Annotated in this window: 16 protein-coding genes; 8 read left to right on the top strand and 8 right to left on the bottom strand. The window is 70.8% G+C overall.

Features of this window, described 5'->3' with window-relative positions; all coding sequences use genetic code 11:
* Window positions 1-74 precede the first annotated feature (74 nt).
* Genes A3G1_RS0113255 through A3G1_RS0113230 form a run of 6 tightly spaced genes read right to left on the bottom strand, consistent with a single transcriptional unit; the run spans window position 75 to window position 7,332 of the window.
* A complete protein-coding gene (locus tag A3G1_RS0113255) occupies window positions 75-695 on the bottom strand; it encodes a hypothetical protein (RefSeq protein ID WP_018349958.1) in 621 nt (206 codons plus the stop codon).
* Window positions 696-714: 19 nt separating this feature from the next.
* Window positions 715-1,866: a protein kinase domain-containing protein gene (locus tag A3G1_RS34740; protein WP_051110526.1), complete on the bottom strand. Its 1,152-nt coding sequence runs from the start codon at window positions 1,864-1,866 to the stop codon at window positions 715-717.
* On the bottom strand, window positions 1,863-3,020 hold the full coding sequence (locus tag A3G1_RS34735) for a protein phosphatase 2C domain-containing protein (protein WP_018349957.1): 1,158 nt from the start codon (window positions 3,018-3,020) through the stop codon (window positions 1,863-1,865). The genes A3G1_RS34740 and A3G1_RS34735 overlap by 4 nt, the downstream gene beginning before the upstream one ends.
* Before the next feature lie 3 nt (window positions 3,021-3,023).
* Window positions 3,024-3,701 (bottom strand): vWA domain-containing protein, encoded by a 678-nt coding sequence (locus A3G1_RS0113240; protein ID WP_018349956.1) that lies wholly within the window; start codon window positions 3,699-3,701, stop codon window positions 3,024-3,026.
* 8 nt (window positions 3,702-3,709) lie between these two features.
* Window positions 3,710-6,883: a tetratricopeptide repeat protein gene (locus tag A3G1_RS0113235; protein WP_018349955.1), complete on the bottom strand. Its 3,174-nt coding sequence runs from the start codon at window positions 6,881-6,883 to the stop codon at window positions 3,710-3,712.
* Window positions 6,880-7,332 (bottom strand): hypothetical protein, encoded by a 453-nt coding sequence (locus tag A3G1_RS0113230; RefSeq protein ID WP_018349954.1) that lies wholly within the window; start codon window positions 7,330-7,332, stop codon window positions 6,880-6,882. Before A3G1_RS0113230 ends, A3G1_RS0113235 begins: the two co-directional genes overlap by 4 nt.
* A gap of 187 nt (window positions 7,333-7,519) precedes the next feature.
* On the opposite strand from A3G1_RS0113230, the gene A3G1_RS0113225 reads away from it, so the two are divergent.
* Window positions 7,520-9,211, top strand: a complete 1,692-nt coding sequence (locus A3G1_RS0113225) for an Hsp70 family protein (protein WP_018349953.1) — start codon at window positions 7,520-7,522, stop codon at window positions 9,209-9,211.
* A gap of 1 nt (window position 9,212) precedes the next feature.
* The gene (locus tag A3G1_RS0113220) at window positions 9,213-9,926 is read left to right on the top strand and encodes a hypothetical protein (protein WP_018349952.1); all 714 of its coding nucleotides are present in this window, start codon (window positions 9,213-9,215) and stop codon (window positions 9,924-9,926) included.
* Window positions 9,927-9,950: 24 nt separating this feature from the next.
* Here the strand turns inward: A3G1_RS0113220 and A3G1_RS0113215 are convergent, their stop codons facing one another.
* Window positions 9,951-10,532, bottom strand: a complete 582-nt coding sequence (locus A3G1_RS0113215) for a TetR/AcrR family transcriptional regulator (protein WP_040478317.1) — start codon at window positions 10,530-10,532, stop codon at window positions 9,951-9,953.
* A gap of 118 nt (window positions 10,533-10,650) precedes the next feature.
* Between A3G1_RS0113215 and A3G1_RS0113210 the strand changes: the two genes are divergently transcribed.
* Together A3G1_RS0113210 and A3G1_RS0113205 are read left to right on the top strand one after the other, a co-directional pair.
* Window positions 10,651-12,174 carry a DHA2 family efflux MFS transporter permease subunit gene (locus A3G1_RS0113210; RefSeq protein WP_018349950.1) on the top strand — a complete coding sequence of 508 codons (1,524 nt, stop codon included), beginning with the start codon at window positions 10,651-10,653 and terminating at the stop codon, window positions 12,172-12,174.
* Window positions 12,171-12,758, top strand: a complete 588-nt coding sequence (locus tag A3G1_RS0113205) for an NADPH-dependent FMN reductase (protein ID WP_018349949.1) — start codon at window positions 12,171-12,173, stop codon at window positions 12,756-12,758. Before A3G1_RS0113210 ends, A3G1_RS0113205 begins: the two co-directional genes overlap by 4 nt.
* An 81-nt stretch (window positions 12,759-12,839) precedes the next feature.
* On the opposite strand, the gene A3G1_RS0113200 is transcribed toward A3G1_RS0113205, so the two are convergent.
* A complete protein-coding gene (locus A3G1_RS0113200; RefSeq protein WP_018349948.1) occupies window positions 12,840-13,220 on the bottom strand; it encodes a DUF1801 domain-containing protein in 381 nt (126 codons plus the stop codon).
* A gap of 143 nt (window positions 13,221-13,363) precedes the next feature.
* Between A3G1_RS0113200 and A3G1_RS0113195 the strand changes: the two genes are divergently transcribed.
* From A3G1_RS0113195 to A3G1_RS38540, 4 genes are all read left to right on the top strand, one after another.
* A complete protein-coding gene (locus A3G1_RS0113195; RefSeq protein WP_018349947.1) occupies window positions 13,364-13,999 on the top strand; it encodes an MgtC/SapB family protein in 636 nt (211 codons plus the stop codon).
* A 98-nt stretch (window positions 14,000-14,097) separates the two neighbouring features.
* Window positions 14,098-14,730, top strand: coding sequence for a ribonuclease FAU-1 family protein (locus A3G1_RS0113190; RefSeq protein WP_018349946.1), 633 nt, complete (start codon window positions 14,098-14,100; stop codon window positions 14,728-14,730).
* A 110-nt stretch (window positions 14,731-14,840) separates the two neighbouring features.
* Window positions 14,841-15,395: a hypothetical protein gene (locus tag A3G1_RS38545; RefSeq protein WP_018349945.1), complete on the top strand. Its 555-nt coding sequence runs from the start codon at window positions 14,841-14,843 to the stop codon at window positions 15,393-15,395.
* Window positions 15,396-15,430: 35 nt separating this feature from the next.
* Window positions 15,431-16,051, top strand: a complete 621-nt coding sequence (locus A3G1_RS38540) for a hypothetical protein (protein ID WP_018349944.1) — start codon at window positions 15,431-15,433, stop codon at window positions 16,049-16,051.
* The last annotated feature ends 1 nt before the right edge of the window (window position 16,052 follow it).

The raw sequence follows: 16,052 nt of genomic DNA, 5'->3' as shown, positions 1-16,052 counted from the left end.
AGTGGCCTCACTTTCCGGGCCGCGCGCTGGCCCAACGGGCAACCCTACGGCAGCAAAGTGAACAAACCCGCCGGTCAGAGCCTTCGGCGCACGGTACGGCGGGTGACGTTCGTCCCCCTGCGCACCGGCTGCGCCTCGACCACGTCCAGCTCGACCAGCTCGCCCTCGAAGTACGGCGCGCCCTCGGCCTCGGCGAAGGAGAACGGGACCAGCTCGCCGAGCGCGACGAGCCTGGCGAGCCTGCCCGGCTGGCGCACCGACTCGTCGTACCTGGCCCGGGCCAGGTCGGCCACCCCGAACTCCAGCTCCGGATTGACCAGCACCACGACACCCGGCAGCCGGGTACCTGCCCGGCCGCCCAGCGGGAGCGGCAGCGGCCTGCGGCCACCGGCCCCGCCCAGGCTCGGGAAGGGATGGATCTCGGCGCGCATCCGGTACGCGCCGTCCTCCTGCCGCAGCTCGTCCAGCACGATCCGCTGGTCGGGGCAGCCGGGCTGGCCCAGGAACTCCCCGGCCACCCTGCGCGCCACGGCCGCCCGGCCGGAGACCACCTCCACCCAGAACGGCCCGTGATCGGCGATCCACGTCCGGTCGGGGCCGTCCGGGCCGGTCAGCGCGGGATGCGGCACCCGGTCGTGGCACACCACGCACGGGTCGTCCTCCGGCTCGTTGATGTGCTCACAGTCCGGGCACACCCAACGCAGCCAGTACGGATCAGTCCCCAGTGGAGGGTCGTCTTTTGAAACCGCGCAGCTCGCCCGTCGCCTCCTCCCCTCCGTCCGGGCGGGAGTCGCGATGCTTGAAACCACGCAGCTCGCCGGTGGGTTCCGGCCTCGGCTCTGGCCGGGACTCCAGGTGCTTGAAACCGCGCAGCCTGCCCTCCTCCGGCTTCGCCTCGGCCACGGGTTCCGGGGTCTCCTCAATCGTCTCCTCGACGACAGGTACGGGTTCCGGCTTGATGCCCTTGGTCGTCCGGCCGGACATGATGCCCCGGATCCGCTGGAGCGACTGGTGCACCTCGAAGCAGCTCGGCCGGGCCGCCGGATCGCGGCTCAGCATCAGCTCGATCAGCTCGGCGAGCGCCTTGTGCGTGGCGTCGCCGTCGACCACGAGCCGGGCACCGTTGAGCAGCGCCTCACCCGCGTACCGGTGCCCGCCGCCGATCGACGGCAGCGCCCCGGTCACGTACTCGGCGAAGACCAGGCCCAGCGCGAAGATGTCGGACTTCGTGGTGAGGCTGGCCCCGTCGCTGCCCGCCACGATGTACTCGGTCATCTCCGGCGCGTAGTACACCGGGTCGCCGACCATCTCGGCGTTGGGCGGCGGGCTCGCGTCGAGGAAACAGTTGTCGAAGTCGATCAGCTTGGTGGTCAGCCCGATCGGCGCCCGCTGGACGAGGATGTTGCCCGGCTTGATGTCGCCGTGCACCAGACCGTTGCGGTGCAGGATGTCGAGGCTGTGGGCCGCGGTCAGCAGGACGAGCAGGTTCTCCGCCGCCGCCAGCCGCGCGATGTCCGAGGGCTTCTCCGTCGACACGTCGATCTTCGCCGTGGTCTTGAAGTAGTGCGCGCCCTCCCGGAAGAACTCCTCGGTGACCACCAGGTTCCCGCCGGACTTGCTCAGCGGCTTGAGCCGCTCGGTGATCGCCCGGTGGTGCTTCTCGAACTGCTCGCACCGCTCGCGCTTGCGGGCCTTGGTCGCCGGGCTGCCCGGCCCGTCGTCCAGCGGATAGGTCGGGGCGAGGAACTGCTTGATGAAGTACTCCCGCCCGGCCCGCTCCGCGAACGTCCACTTGCTCTGCCCGCCGCCGGCCGTGCTGAACGGCTGGGTCAGGACATAGCCCCGGATCGCGTTGTGCGTGCTCATGCCTCCACCGCCTTCGCTACCGGCCGGCCGCAGTGCTCGCACATGCCAGCCGCCGCCGGGGACACCGGCAGCATCCGCGTCGGCGACTCGTCGACCGGGATCTCTGTGCTCTCAACGGCGGCAGCGGGCTTCACCGGGGCCGGCGGGCTGCCGGCCTCGGTCTCCCGGATCCAGAACTCGTACGTTTCCTTGTACTCGTCCCACAGGTCCATCCGGATCTGGCCGACCCGGCCCTCCTGCGCGCTCAGGTGCGCGCGGGCGGCCAGCAGCTCCTCGTACTCCCGGTCGTACAGCCCCACCCGCTCCGCCACCTCGCGCGCCCGCGTCCCGAACGCCGCGCGGAACTCCTCCCACGGCGGGGAGCCGGGCACCGCGATGGCCATCGAGGCGTCGTCACCGGTGATGTCGAGGACGGCGCTCTTCACGGCCTCACACCACTCCTCATAGGACTTCGCCTCGGCCATCGCCCGGAGCAGCAGCGACTCGAAGTGCAGCGGCGTCCGCACGTACCCGAAGCAGCCGTCCGTCGCGGCGAGCAGCACGCAGGGCCCGGCGGGTACCTCGACCCACCGGCTGTTCACCGTGAACGCCGCCGAAGCGCTCACCATGTTGCTCAGCGGCGAGTCCTCGGACAGGTTGGCCATCGCGTCGCCCCGCGACCGGAGATCGTCCTCGGTGACCTGCTGGAGCCCGGTCGCCGGAGCCAGCACGTACACCCTGGAGTCCCCGGCCCACAACGCCTGGAGCCGGACCCGGTCCTCGTCGTGCTCGTAGTGGCCCAGCGCGAGCGTCGTCGGCAGGGTACGCAGCATGCGGCTCCGCAGCCGCCCGCTGCCGAGGTCCAGCTCGGCGGCGCGCTGCTGGAACCCGGACCGCAGCTGGTCACCGAGCCCCTCCGGGGTACCGTCCTCGATCGGCCCCCAGGACCGCGCGGCGATGATCTGCGCTGCCAACCGGGCGGCGAGGCGGGCCTGGCTGACCTCGCCGTCGCCGACCTGCACCCTCGCCGAGCCGGCCCCGCCCATCCCGTCGCAGACCGCGATCACGCCGCCGTTCGGGCCCGCCGCGGCCACCGGCTGGGCGTCCTCGCCGCGGCCCTCGCGTTTCTCCGTCCAGAAGGCGAGCAGGACGTCACCCGGTTCCGTGGGAGTCATGGCTTAGATGCTCTCCGAGATACCGTCCAGAATGGACTTGTAGTCGCGGTCCGCCAGGCCGGCACCGGCCTTGGACACGTAGTGCGCGGTGTTCTCCCAGTGGTTGGCGATGTCCGTCCACGCGTAGGCGTCGGGGGCGAAGACCACCATCCGCTTGGCATACTGGTCCATGCACTCCTGCCCCTCCCACAGGTCCGTGAGGGCGTCGAAGCTGGCCGGGGCGTCCTCCGGGTACCCGGAGGGCTTGCGGCCGGAGTCCTTCTCCAGCGGGTGGGCACTCGCGTCCGTCCACACCACGATCACCTGGCGGCGGCGCGCGGCACCGGAGGCCCACGGCGAGCGCATCGCGGAGGCCAGCGCCTCCAGGGCGGTCTCCGGCTCGTCACCGCCGCCGTTGGCCTTGATCTCCCCGACGAACGCCGCGAAGGCCTCGGTCTCGTCCGGCAGCGTGTAGAACGGCGACGTGCGCAGCGAGTCCTCCGGCGCGTCGGCGTAGAAGTCCCGGTACACGACGAGGCGGACGCGCAACTGGTCGATGAACTTGTTCTTCTCCTTCATCATCGCCTGCAGGTCGCTCTGGAAACTCAGAGCGCTGGCCTTCACCCGCTCGATGATGCCGCTCATGCTGCCGGTGGCGTCCACGACGAGCACCAGGTCGACCGAGTACGTGAACCCTTGCATGACCACTCCTACCGTGTCGGGGGGCTCTTCTTTGCCTGAAGTTTGTCGATCAGCTTGCCGCGCAGTACACCCTCTGAGGGGCTTGTGCCCTTGTTCTTGGCCTTGAACGGCCGCAGCCGGGAGGGCAGCAGGGCGAACAGCTCGGCCCCGCCCTCGATCTCCTCCAGCATGTCGGCCAGGTACGCGTGCGCGTCCGACGGGACCATCGTGCCACGTCGATCGAAGATCTCCAGCGACTCCCTGACGACCGGGAGCACGGCACTGTCCTCACCGGACTCGAAGCGCAGCGCGGCCAGCTCCAGCAGCAGCTCCGCGAGTTCCAGCTCCTGCGCCGGGTCGGTCGCAGCCTGCGTCCGGAGGTAACCGGCTGCCTCCTCGGCCGCCGCGATCGCCTCGCCGTTGCGCTCCAGCTCGATCAGGATCATCGCGAGCTGCCGGAGCGCGCCCAGGTACGCCTCGGACGTGTAGTCGAACCCGCTCATGGTGTGCGGGCGCATGACCCGGATCGCGATCCGCAGCGCCCCGGCGGCCTCGTCGTACCGGCCCATCTCGCACAGCGCGTCGTGCTGGACCACCAGCGCCAGCCCGGCCTGCGGCTCGTAGACGACCGGGTAGGGCTTGGCGAGCTTGGTGAACACCTCGTAGGCGTAGCCGGCCGCCCGCGCGCTCTCCTCCCAGCGGCCCTCCTGGGACAGGGCCAGCGCCTGGGCGATCTGCGCCATGCCGAGCGTCGGGTCGCCCATCCCGGTCTCGGCCGGGTTGAGCGTGTCGGACAGCCGGGCAGCGAGTTCGGAAACCTCCCTGGCCCGTGCGGGATCACGGCCGGCGGCGGCGAGCTGCATGCTCAGCATCCCGAGCATGCTCGCCAGCAGTGGCTCGTGGGCGTGCGGGTTGACCGCGGCGAGTTTGCGTTGCAGCCGCTCGGCTTCCTCCGTGAGCGCCAGCGCGGCGTCGAGTTCGCCCTGGGCCAGGTAGACGATGCCGAGCGCGTGCAGGACCTCGGCGAGAGCCGGTGCGCTCGACGCGAAGTCCTGCTCGGCGAGCTGCCGGTAGATGCCGAGCGCCTGCCGGCCCAGCTCTGCGGCCTCCTCCATCCGGCCCTGGCTGGCGAGCACCAGGCTCAGCTTGACCCGGGTCGAGGCCGCAGGCACGGCGACCGTGTCCTCGCCCAGCTCGTTGCAGACCTCCAGCGCCAGCCGCAGTACCTTCTCCGCCTCGGCGAGCCTGCCCAGGATCAGCAGCGCGTTGCCCTGGTTGCCGAGCGCGGCGGCGTAGAACAGGTGGTAGGTGGTGGTCCGGCCGCCGACGTGCCACTTCAGGTAGAGGTCACCGGCCTGGCCGACCGTCAGCCCGCCCTGGAGCGGCTCGAAGATCGCCGGCGCCTGCGCGCCCGACTCGACCAGCTCACCCACGATCCTGGCGACCTCGATCGTGACGGGCAGTGCGTCGGCGCCACGCGGGATCGCGAGCAGGATGTTCGACTGTACCGACAGCGCGAGCGCCAGCACCGGCAGCCAGTCACCGTCCTCGGCGGACAGCGCCCGCCCGATCCGGACCGACTCGGCAGCGGTGTTCAGCGCACGGCGCAGCCACCCGGCCGACTGGAGCCGCACAGCCAGCCCGGCCAGGAGCAGCACCTGGAGCGGCCGCTCGGCGTCAGCCACCCGCCGGGCGGTCAGTTCCTCACAGATCGCGGCGATGCCGAGGTCGAGATCGATGTGCCGGTCGTTCGGCAGCCGCTTCTCGATCGCTTCCAGCACGGAGGTCTCGACCCCGGGCAGCTCGGCCAGCCGCAGCAGTGCTGTACTGCCGGCGCTCACGGCCACCTCAGCCTTGCTGCCGAGCATGGCTGCCGCGCGGGACCGGACGTGCGGCCAGCGGTGCGCGGTCTCCAGGAGGATGGTCACCACGTCGCGGGCGTACCCCGGCAGCTCACCATCCTCCTCCGCCAGCAGCTGCTCGACCAGCACGATCGACCACGGATCGGCGTCGACGCCCCCGACGGTGTGGCCGGGCAGCCGCAGCGCGACGAAGTCCTCGCCGAGCCGGTCGGGATAGAGCGGCTCCAGCCAGTGGCCGGTCGGGCTCGGGTAGCAGGTGTGGTGGTCGCCGAGGATCTCTTTGGCCCGGGCCAGGTTCTCGGCCAGGCCGAGCCGGATCAGCACCCCGGCGGCCTCGGGCGGGGGGAGCGCGCGGGTCAGCGTCGCCACGAACACCGTCTGCGCCATCACGTCCGGCGGGGTGGCGGGCTCGCCCTCTTCCTTCTTCTTCCGGTACATCCGGTCCCAGTGGGCCAGCTCGCGCTGGAGCAGGTGCCGGGACAGCACCGCCGGGTCGTCGGGCTGCACGTCGCCACGGGCGTGGGCGTCGACGGACACGAGGGCAGCCATGTGCAGGGTGAGAACGGAGCCGTACGCCTCGTTCCCGACCGTGCCGGGGAAGGGCAGCACCGTCGCGTCAGGACACTCGTAGATCTCGGCGAACCGGGAACGCGCCGCCTCGAACACGGCCAGCCGGTCCTCGTCGGACTCGGCGAGCGGTGGCAGCGGTACGGCGTCGGTCAGCACCGGCACCCCGGAACGCTGCCGGATCCGGTCCTGCAACGCGCCCCACCACAGCCCGGCGGAGCGCGCCGCGAGCAGCAGCCGTACCCGCTTCGCCGCCGCCACGCGCGGATCACCGGCCATCATGGCCAGCACGTCCAGCGACCACCGCTCGGCGTAGTCGACGACGATCAGGAGCCCGGGAGCCTCGCCGGGTATCAGGTCCACAGCGGAGCGCGACCCGCCCTGCCAGCCGGATCTGGCCTGCCAGACCGTCCAGCCCGCGGCCGCGCACAGCTCGGCGAAGTGCGTGATCATGCGGGTCTTGCCCTGCCCGCCGGGGCCGTGCACGAGCCGGGCCGCGACCGCCGGGCCGGCGTCCCGCCAGCGGGTGAGCGAACCCAGCTCCTTGAGCCGCCCGGCGAACCCGACCACCTGACGGCGGCTGTCGAGCAGCTGGCTGGGCTGGTCGCGCAGCAGCTCCAGGCCCGTCTCGTCCAGGTCACCGGACCCGGTGAGCGGCGCGAACTCGAACGGCGGGACCGACGTGCCGTAGTAGTTCGTGACGAAGGCCATCGATCCGGGGCCTGCCGCGCCACCGCCGCCCGGGGCGACCTCCATCCGGTAGCTCTCGGTCACCGCATCTCGCCGCCGGTCCGCTGTGCGGTGCCGCCGTAGTTGTGGACGGTCGCGGTGGCGTTCGGGCCCATCGCGCCGGCGCTGCCACCCTCGTTGCGCTGGTGGTACACGGTGAAGCCCTCGGGCTTGGCCTCCAGCGCCTCGCGGATCTCCCTCGTGAGCTGCTGGAGCTGCGGCGCGAGCTCAGGGTGATCGGCGAGCAGGCCACGGGCCAGCGTCTCCCAGGTGGCCTCCTGGACGACGATCTCGCGGCTCAGCCCGGAGCCGGCCGCCGCTGCGAGACGGGCCTCCGTGCGGTCCAGCTCGGCGGAGGCCTGGATCTCCCTGGCCTCGCCCTGGCGGCGGAACAACGCCGGTACCTTGCGGACCAGCTCCACCCCGCCGGCCACCACCGCCTTGATCAGTTCCTTGGCGAACTCGAGTTCCAGCACGCCGGGCAGGTCGGTCATGACCTTCTCCTCGGTGTCACAGGTTCTTCGGGGATCAACATAGGAGCACCGGCGCGCCGATCGTCCTGTCAGGATCGACAATCCGACAGAACCGGGTGACCAGCGTGACGTTTGCTAGGTTCGTCTGTACCGGGCTGATCATCCTCGATATCAGCACTCCACCGCGGTAGACATCGGAGACTTCCTGGTGAGCAGACACCGGATCGTGGCAGCCATCGACTTCGGCACCCACGGCACCGGCTTCGCCTGGGCCTTCGCCTCTGAGGCTGGCAAGGAGCCCGGCAAGCGCACCGTGCACTTCTACGACGAGTGGGACGGCCAGCCGACCAGCTACATCAAGAACCTGACCGCCCTCCTGACGAACCCGGACCACGAGGTGCTGGCCTGGGGCTACGAGGCGCAGCAGCGCTTCCTGCACGAGTCGCGTACCCGGCCGGACCTGGCCTTCTTCCACCGGTTCAAGATGCACCTGCTGGCCGGGGGAGCCCCGTCGGGCCCCGGCACCGAGCTGGAGCTGGCCGGCCGGAAGGTCGAGCAGCTCGTCACCGCGTACCTGAAGGTGCTGTACGAGTTCGCCGTCGGCCGCATCCTCGCCGCGACGGGCGTCCGCGAGGAGGAGATCCGCTGGTGCCTGACGGTCCCGGCGATCTGGCGCGACCGGGAACGCCGGGTCATGCGCGACTGCGCGGTCGCCGCAGGCCTGCCTGCCGACCCCAGGCGCCTGCTGATCGCGGTCGAGCCCGAGGTCGCAGCGCTCTACTGCCAGCACGACGCCGGCGTGGTCGGCATGGGCCACACCAACGAGCGGTTCATGGTCGTGGACGCCGGCGGCGGGACGGTCGACATCACCGCGTACAAAGTGGATGGTGAGGGGCTCACCGAGATCGGGTACACGTCCGGTGGCAGTCACGGCGCGACGTACGTCGACCAGTACTTCCTGGAGAACGTGGTCGCCAGCCGGGTCGGCTCCGACACCATCAAGCGCGTCGTCGACCTGGAGCCCTCGGCCTTCGTCGAGCTGCTCAACGCGTGGGAGCGGGTGAAACGGGAGTTCAGCCCGGAACGCCAGCGGCTGATCACCGTCCCGCTGACCTTCCGCCTGCACCGGCTGCTCGGTGACGACGCGCTGCGCCGGCTGGCCGAGGCGCAGAACGGCGTGGACGACGCGGTGACCCTGATGCCCGCCGAGGCTGCCCAGCTGTTCGAGCTGGCGGTCGGCCCGATCCTCAGCCTGGTCGACGACCAGCTCAGCAAGATCGGCCAGGGTTCGGTGGACCGGATCCTGCTGGTCGGCGGCTTCGCCCAGTCCGAGTACCTGCGGACGCGGCTGGCCGACCACGTCGGTAAGCGGGCCAAGGTGCTCGTGCCGTCCCGGCCGGCGTCGGCGGTGCTGATCGGCGCCGTGCACTACGCGCTGCAGCCCGAGGCGATCCTGGGGCGGCGGTCGCGGTACACGTACGGCTTCAGCGTGGCGCTCGACTTCGAGCAGGGCGACCCGCCCGGCTCCAAAGTGGTCGACACCAATGGCCGGGAGAAGTGCACCGAGCGCTTCGACATCTGCGTGCGCGCCAACGACATCGTCGAGCCCGGTCACCAGGTCACCAAGCGGTACTACCCGATCTACAGCAGCCAGGAGAGCATGACGATCGCGATCTACCAGGCCACGGCAGCCGAGCCGAGATACGTCACGGAGCAGAGCTGCAAGTACATGGCCGAGGTCGTGGTGGACATGAAGTCGACGGTGTCCATGCCGGCCGGCCAGCGCTCGGTCGACGTGACGATGCTCTTCGGCGGCACGGAGATCGACGTACGCGCCGTCGACACCAGGACCGGAGTCGAGGCGAAGGCGAGCATCGAGTTCAGCCCGGAGGACGACTGACATGGCCAACGCCCCCGCCCGCCTCGCGGACCTGCTCGGCTTCGTCGGCCAGGAGCTGGACCGGCAAGCCGTCGAGGCCCAGCGGCTCAGGACCATCATCCTCCAGCGCGACCAGCGCAACGCCGCCCTGGAGAACGAGCTGCGCCAGCACGGCGCGCGGATCGCCGAGCTGGAGAAGGAGCTGCGGCAGGTCCGCGGCCAGCTGAAGAGCTTCGACGAGCGGTTCACCGAGGCGCTGGCCGAGGCGTTCACGAAGAAGAACCCGGATGCCACCTCCGAGCGGCACACCGACCACTATCCGCTGGCGAGTGAGTACCAGGGCATGGTCAACGACCTGCTGCGCCAGGCGGCCCGGGAGGCGTACGAGACCCCGCCGCCCCGGCTGGAGCTGGCGAACCTGGTCGGCGAGCTGGCCAGGGCGCTGCTGGGCTCCCCGAAGATCGACAGCGGCGAGGTGCTGGACCTGTGCCGGGACGTGGACACCACGAACCGGCTGGTCGAGGAGTTCAGCGCCCTGCGCGAGCGCATCTCGGGCCTCGGCCACGAGCACCGCTGGGACTTCGAGTGCGCGCCCGGCGGCCAGCTGCATCCGGAGCGGCAGGACGCCTGGCAGCCCTGCGACCCGGCACAGCCGGTGCTGTTCCTGGTCGCACCGGCCTACGTCGTCGGCAACAGGCTGCTGTGCAAGCAGCTGGTGGCGACCGGCGAGGAGTGACCGGCCGGACGCGGGAGCGAGGGGCTAGCGGGTCCTGAGCCCGGTCATCACGGCGTCCACGATGGCCTCGATCCGCTCCGGGGTGGCGAGCCGCCGGGTGAGCAGCCACCGGTGGTAGATCGGGCCGTAGAGCAGCTCAACGATCAGGGCCGGCTCGAGTTCGGCGCGGAGCTGGCCTGCCTCCTGTGCCGCCGTGATCCGTTCGACAGCTGTGGCGACCATCGGGCCGATCAGCCGTTCCCACAGCGCCTCGGCGAGAGCCGGATCGTGCTGGGCCTCGCCGATCAGTGCCCGGTAGTGCTCGCCGACCGGTGAGGCGGAGAGGTTGGCCAGCGCGGCCCGCATCTGTGTCTTGAGGTCTGCTGTGACGTCCCCGGTGTCGGGGAAGGGCGCGGTGCCGCCCCAGAAGGCGAGGAGGCCGTCGAGCAGCACGGCAGCCTTGGACGGCCACCACCGGTAGATCGTGTTCTTGCCGACGCCGGCCCTGGTCGCGATGCCCTCGATGCTCAGCTTGGCGTAGCCGACCTCCAGGCACAGGTCCAGTGTGGCCTGGAGGACTGCCTGGGTGGCCTGGTCGCTGCGGCGTTCGGGGCGTCTGGGGGACATGGGCCAGAGCATACCCCATGCGAGACGGAACGTTCCGTGTTGACTTGGCCGTGAGCCTTCTGCATGCTGTTGGCGAGACGGAACGGTCCGTCTCGCCTTTGGAAGAGGTGCCCCCCCCGTGACCGCCACCGCCACATCCCCACCGGCCAGCCCCCGGCACGCCAGAGCGTCCCCCTCGCTCGGCGCCACCGCGACCGTCGTCATCCTCGCCTCGATCATGTCCGTACTGGACGTCACGATCGTCAACGTCGCGTTCAACCAGCTGGCCACGGTGTTCGACGCCTCGCTGGCCACGATCGCCTGGGCCGGCATCGGCTACACCCTCGCCCTGGCCACCGTGATCCCGGTGACCGGCTGGGCGATCGGCCGGTTCGGCACCCGCCGGCTGTACCTGACGGCCATAGCGCTCTTCGCCGCCGGATCGCTGCTGGCCGGCTGCGCCTGGGACACGGGATCGCTGATCGCCTTCCGGGTCGTGCAGGGCCTCGGCGGCGGCATGCTCATGCCGGTCGGCATGACGATCCTGATGCGCGCGGCCGGCCGGGAGGCGATGGGCCGGACGATGGCGCTGATGGGCATCCCCGTCCTGGTCGGGCCGCTGGCCGGGCCGGTGCTGGGCGGCTGGCTGATCGACGAGTACTCCTGGCGGTGGATCTTCTGGGTCAACCTGCCGGTCGGGGCGCTGGCCCTGCTCCTCGCGTACCGGACGCTCGACGCCGGCAGCGAGCGCGTCGCACGCCGGCTCGACGTGCCGGGCCTGGCGATGCTCTCGCCGGGCCTCGCCGCACTGATCTACGGCCTGGCGACCGGCGGCGACGACGCCGACTTCACCTCGCCCGGCGTGCTGGTGCCGGTCGTGGGCGGCGTACTGCTGATCGCCGGCTTCGTCATCCGCGCCCGGCGGACGGAACACCCGCTGATCGACCTCGGCCTGCTCCGGCACCGGTCGTTCGCTGTGCCCGCGCTGACCCTGGCCGCCTTCAACGCCAGCTACTTCGGCTCGATGATGCTCGGCCCGCTGTTCTGGCAGCTCGCCAGGGGGCACACGGCCACGGAGGCCGGGCTGCTCGGCATCCCTCAGGTCCTGGCCACCGGGATCAGCATGCAGCTGGCCGGCCGGCTCGTCGACCGCGTGCCACCCGGCCGGGTCGTGCTCGCCGGGGTGACGACTGCGACTGTCGGCTTCCTCCTGATGGCGACCCAGATCCAGGCGGACTCTCCATACTGGGCGATCGCCGTGGCCAGCGTGGTCATGGGCATCGGTGTCGGTGCCACGATCATGCCGGCCATCACCGCTTCCTCGCGGTCACTGCCGCCAGCCCAGATCCCCGGCGCCTCGACGGCGATCAACATCGTGCAGCAGGTCGCGGCCTCTGCCGGGGGAGCAGCCATTTCGGTACTGCTGACCAGGGAACTCACCGAGAAGCTGTCGGCCGCCGCCTCCGGTACCGGCGAGCGCGGCCTCGGTGCCGTCCGCCACCTGAGCCCGGCCGCACTGGAAGCCGCCGCGAGCCCGCTGGCCGGCGCGTTCCGTGGCGCGTACTTCTGGGCCGTCGCGCTCATGGCCGTCGCCCTGGTACCGGCGCTGCTCCTGCCCCGCCGCCGCCCCGCTGCGACCACAGTGGACTCGGTGAGGTCATGACCGCGATCGCTTTCATCGCCGGCAGCATCCGCCACGGCCGCCGGAGCCGTCTGGTCGCCGACTGGGCAGCCGGAGTGTCCGCCGAGGAACGCACCGGGCTGCACTGCGAGGTCGTGGACCTCGCCGACGCAGGCCTTCCCGCAGCGGACGGGCCGCGCCTCGGCCCGTACGGCGGCGAGTACACGCAACGCTGGTCGGAGACGGTCAGCCGCTTCGACGGCTTCGTGTTCGTCACCCCGGAAGCCGGCCACGCCGTGACCGGAGCGCTGGGCACCGCGCTCGACCTGCTCTACGCGGAATGGAACGACAAGGCGGCCGGCCTGATCAGCTATGGCCTGCACGGCCGTACGGGAGCCACGGAGACGCTCCGCGCCACGCTCGCCGGCCTGCGGGTCGAGACAGTACAGCCCCAGGTGGGCCTGTCGTTGCTGACCGACTTCCAGATCGAGTCACCGGCCCACCCCGGCACCGTGACACCGGCAAGGCTCCAGCGCCTGGCGCTCCTGGCGATGCTCGACGAGGTGATCGCCACGGCACGGGCACTCGGGCCGGTCCGGGCGGTGAGAATGGCTGCTGCCGCATAGCGCTGTCCCGATCCGGCGCCGCTGGCTGATGCCGCTGGCGCCGGCGGGTACACAATAGATCTTCTGTTCGCCGGGCCGGTTCTACGCCTTGACCCACCGCTGGACCAGGGCGATGAACGCTTCCTGGTGTGCCTTGACATCGCCGAGGTCAGCGAACGTCACCAGCGCCCGGTCCGCCGAACGCCACCGCATCAGGCCGGTGTCGTCGTGGAAGCTGAAAGTGTCAGCGTCGTCCCTGACCTTCGCGCCCCGGTGCAGGATGAGCTGGACCTCCGGTGACTTCAGCTGGAAGGTGACCCGGTCCGTGCCCTCGTAACAGAAACTCGGCGCGTTCCACTTCACCTGCTCGGTGATCTCCGGGTCCGCAGCCAGGATGGCAGTACGGAGGTACTCGACGGCATCCTTGTGCGGATGGGTGACCGTCGCCATCAGCTGGTCGACCTTCTCGCTGCCGCTCGCCATGACTGGGTCCTCCCTGTGGCCGGCACGATGCACATCGAGCCTACTGACGAGCGGGTACGCGCACGCGGCGATCGGGGAGCAATGATGCCCGGTTCCGGCCAGGTTTCCCGCCCGGGGAGCGCGTGTGCCGTAGCGTCGGAGGCATGTCCTGGCAGATCGTGCTGCTCCAGGTCGCTGCGGCGGCGATGGCCGGCGCGGTGATCGGGCTCGAACGCGAGCTGTCGGCCCAGCACGCCGGCCTGCGTACCCACATGCTCGTCTGTCTCGGCGCGACGCTCGCGACCGTGGCCGGGGCCAGCCTGCCCGGCGCCGACCCGACCCGGATCGCGGCTCAGGTGATCACGGGCATCGGCTTCCTCGGCGGCGGGGCGATCCTCCGCGAGGGGCTGACCGTGCACGGGCTGACGACGGCGGCCTCGCTGTGGGTCACCGCCTCGATCGGGCTCGCCTTCGGGCTGCGGGCGTGGTGGCCTGCGGCCGCCGGTACCGTGCTGGTGCTCGTCGTCCTGGTCCTGCTGAAGAAGCTGGAGGACGAGCTGCTGCCGAGGCGCCGCCCGCTGGAGGTCACCCTGACGGTCGCGTCCGGCGTACCACTGACCACTGTGGAGCGTGCCGTCCTGGCCGCGTGGCCGTCATGCAAGGTCAGCTCGGTCCGGTACGTGAGCGGATCCGAGTCGCTGGTCCTGTCGGTCAAGTCGCGCCGGGGCGCGACCCTGGCCGGCATCGCCGAGCAGCTCCGGACCATCGAGGGCGTGGACGGCGTGGCGATCAGCGCCTGACTGCCGCCCGTGGCGTACCTCACCGGATTCCGGTCAGCCGATGCTGGTGCGCGCTGCGAGACTCGTTCCAGGACACGGGCCGGCGAACGGGGACTGCGATGGGATTCGAGGCCGGACAGGTCATTCTCCGGCGGGACGTGCACCGCAACGGCCGCATCCGCTCCGTGCACACCGCCCGCGTGATCAGCGACGACGAACGCGGCCTGCTCACCTGGACGGGCCGCGGGTACGAGGTGATGCAGCGGACCCTCCTCAACGGAGGCTCGGTCCGCGACATCACCGTCGCCGAGCGGGCCGTCACGCCGACGATGCTCAGCCCCGGTACGTGGCGAGGCGACGGCATCCTCGTCCTCACCCCGCCGGGCGCGATGCACTCCCTCTGGTGGTTCTTCGAGGGGGATGGTGCCTTCCTCGCCTGGTACCTGAATCTGGAGACCCCGGCCAAGCGCTGGTCGCTCGGCGTCGACTACCTCGACCTGGAGCTCGACGTCGTGGTCCAGCCCGACCGGTCGTGGGCGTGGAAGGACGAGGAGGCCTTCGCCGCCAGGATCGGGCACCCCGAGTTCTGGAGCGCTGCGGAGGCGGAAGCGATCCGCGCCGAGGGGATCCGCATGATCGCCCTGGCCGAGCAGGGCGCGTACCCCTTCGACGGCTCACACACCACGTTCCGGCCCGGCCCGGAATGGCCGGCGGCTACGCTGCCCCCGCAGTGGGACCTGCCCGCCGCGTAACCCGGAAAAGAGCACAGCCGTTGCACCCCTCGCCCGAACCCGGCCCGCCTGCTACTCGCTATCCCGGGCCCGGGGAGTGCCATATCTGTGGCAGCACGCCCGCCATCCGGATGAGGGTGTACGGCCATGTCGGCCTGATGATCGCCTACCGGTCGATAACCGTGCGCGGCCCGTTGTGCCGTGGTTGTGGCATCACGCTCTTCCGGTTCATCACTGGCCTGACGCTCTACAAGGGCTGGTGGGGACCGTTGTCCCTGGTCATCTGCCCGATCCTGCTGATCGTCAACCTGATCAACCGCGCACGGCTCGCCAGGCTGCCGGAGGCTTCTCCCACGCCGGGCGTCGAAGCGTCCGCCCCGCTGGTCCCCGGGAAGCCGGTGCACCGCACTCCCGCGATCGCCGGGCTGATCATCCCGGTGGTGTTCCTCGGCGCGATCGGGCTGGCCATCGCCCACTTCAGCGAGCCAGCGAAAGAGTGTTACCGGGGCCAGACGGAAGGCACCCGCGAGCTGGTGGAGTGCTCGGAGCCGCACCTGGGCCGGGTGCTCGGCACGGTGGACGACAAGGCTGACGCCTGCCCACCGGGGTCCACGGCCCTGCTGAAACGCGAGGAGGGCGGCTACTACTGCCTGACCGCGAACACAGACGGGATACCAAACCGGTAGCCTGCCTCCTCCACCCCTTGTGAGAGGACCGAGGCATGAGCCAGCCGTTCCACCAGGTGCCACCCGCCGCGCGCGTTCCGGGGCCGGGTGAGTGCCGTTACTGCGGCTCCGGGCCTGCCCTCAAGCTCAACATGTACGGCCACGTTGGCCTCGTGATCGCCTTCCGGACGCTGACCGCGGCCGGCCCGTTCTGCCGTGACTGCGGCATCGCCGTATTCCGGCAGATGTCCGGCAAGATGCTCTACCAGGGCTGGTGGGGTCCGTTGTCCCTGGTCATCTGCCCGATCATGCTCATCGTCAACCTGGTCAGCCGGCTGCGGCTGGGCGGGCTGCGGGCCCCTTCTCCGGTACCCGGTGTGGCCGCCCAGCTCCCCGCCCCGATGGACGCGGGGAAGCCCCTGTACCGCCGGCCGGTGATCGCCGGGCTGATCATCCCGGTGGTCGCGTTCGCGGCCATCGGTGTCGCCATCGCCAGCGCGCCGGCGAAGGACTGTTACCGCGAGCTGCCGGACGGTAACGGCGAACTCGTGGAGTGCTCGCAGCCGCACGACGGCCGGGTACTCGGCACGGCGGAGGACACGGCCGACTGCCCAGCGGGTTCCACGGGCTACCTCAAGCGCGACTACAGCGGCTACTACTGCCTCGCCGAGAACTGAG

This window comes from Longispora albida DSM 44784 (assembly GCF_000379825.1).
GTDB classification, from domain to species: Bacteria; Actinomycetota; Actinomycetes; order Mycobacteriales; family Micromonosporaceae; genus Longispora; species Longispora albida.
Note: the sequence above shows the minus strand (reverse complement) of the source record. Positions and strands in the feature narration are given on the sequence as shown.

What these genes read in the sequence shown, in the direction of transcription:
- A3G1_RS0113230 (WP_018349954.1), bottom strand. Translation starts at nt 7,332, where the DNA reads ATGACCGACCTGCCCGGCGTGCTGGAACTCGAGTTCGCCAAGGAACTG.
- A3G1_RS38545 (WP_018349945.1), top strand. Translation starts at nt 14,841, where the DNA reads ATGAGGGTGTACGGCCATGTCGGCCTGATGATCGCCTACCGGTCGATA.
- A3G1_RS38540 (WP_018349944.1), top strand. Translation starts at nt 15,431, where the DNA reads ATGAGCCAGCCGTTCCACCAGGTGCCACCCGCCGCGCGCGTTCCGGGG.
- A3G1_RS0113200 (WP_018349948.1), bottom strand. Translation starts at nt 13,220, where the DNA reads ATGGCGAGCGGCAGCGAGAAGGTCGACCAGCTGATGGCGACGGTCACC.
- A3G1_RS0113220 (WP_018349952.1), top strand. Translation starts at nt 9,213, where the DNA reads ATGGCCAACGCCCCCGCCCGCCTCGCGGACCTGCTCGGCTTCGTCGGC.
- A3G1_RS0113215 (WP_040478317.1), bottom strand. Translation starts at nt 10,532, where the DNA reads ATGTCCCCCAGACGCCCCGAACGCCGCAGCGACCAGGCCACCCAGGCA.
- A3G1_RS34740 (WP_051110526.1), bottom strand. Translation starts at nt 1,866, where the DNA reads ATGAGCACGCACAACGCGATCCGGGGCTATGTCCTGACCCAGCCGTTC.
- A3G1_RS0113195 (WP_018349947.1), top strand. Translation starts at nt 13,364, where the DNA reads ATGTCCTGGCAGATCGTGCTGCTCCAGGTCGCTGCGGCGGCGATGGCC.
- A3G1_RS0113205 (WP_018349949.1), top strand. Translation starts at nt 12,171, where the DNA reads ATGACCGCGATCGCTTTCATCGCCGGCAGCATCCGCCACGGCCGCCGG.
- A3G1_RS34735 (WP_018349957.1), bottom strand. Translation starts at nt 3,020, where the DNA reads ATGACTCCCACGGAACCGGGTGACGTCCTGCTCGCCTTCTGGACGGAG.
- A3G1_RS0113240 (WP_018349956.1), bottom strand. Translation starts at nt 3,701, where the DNA reads ATGCAAGGGTTCACGTACTCGGTCGACCTGGTGCTCGTCGTGGACGCC.
- A3G1_RS0113190 (WP_018349946.1), top strand. Translation starts at nt 14,098, where the DNA reads ATGGGATTCGAGGCCGGACAGGTCATTCTCCGGCGGGACGTGCACCGC.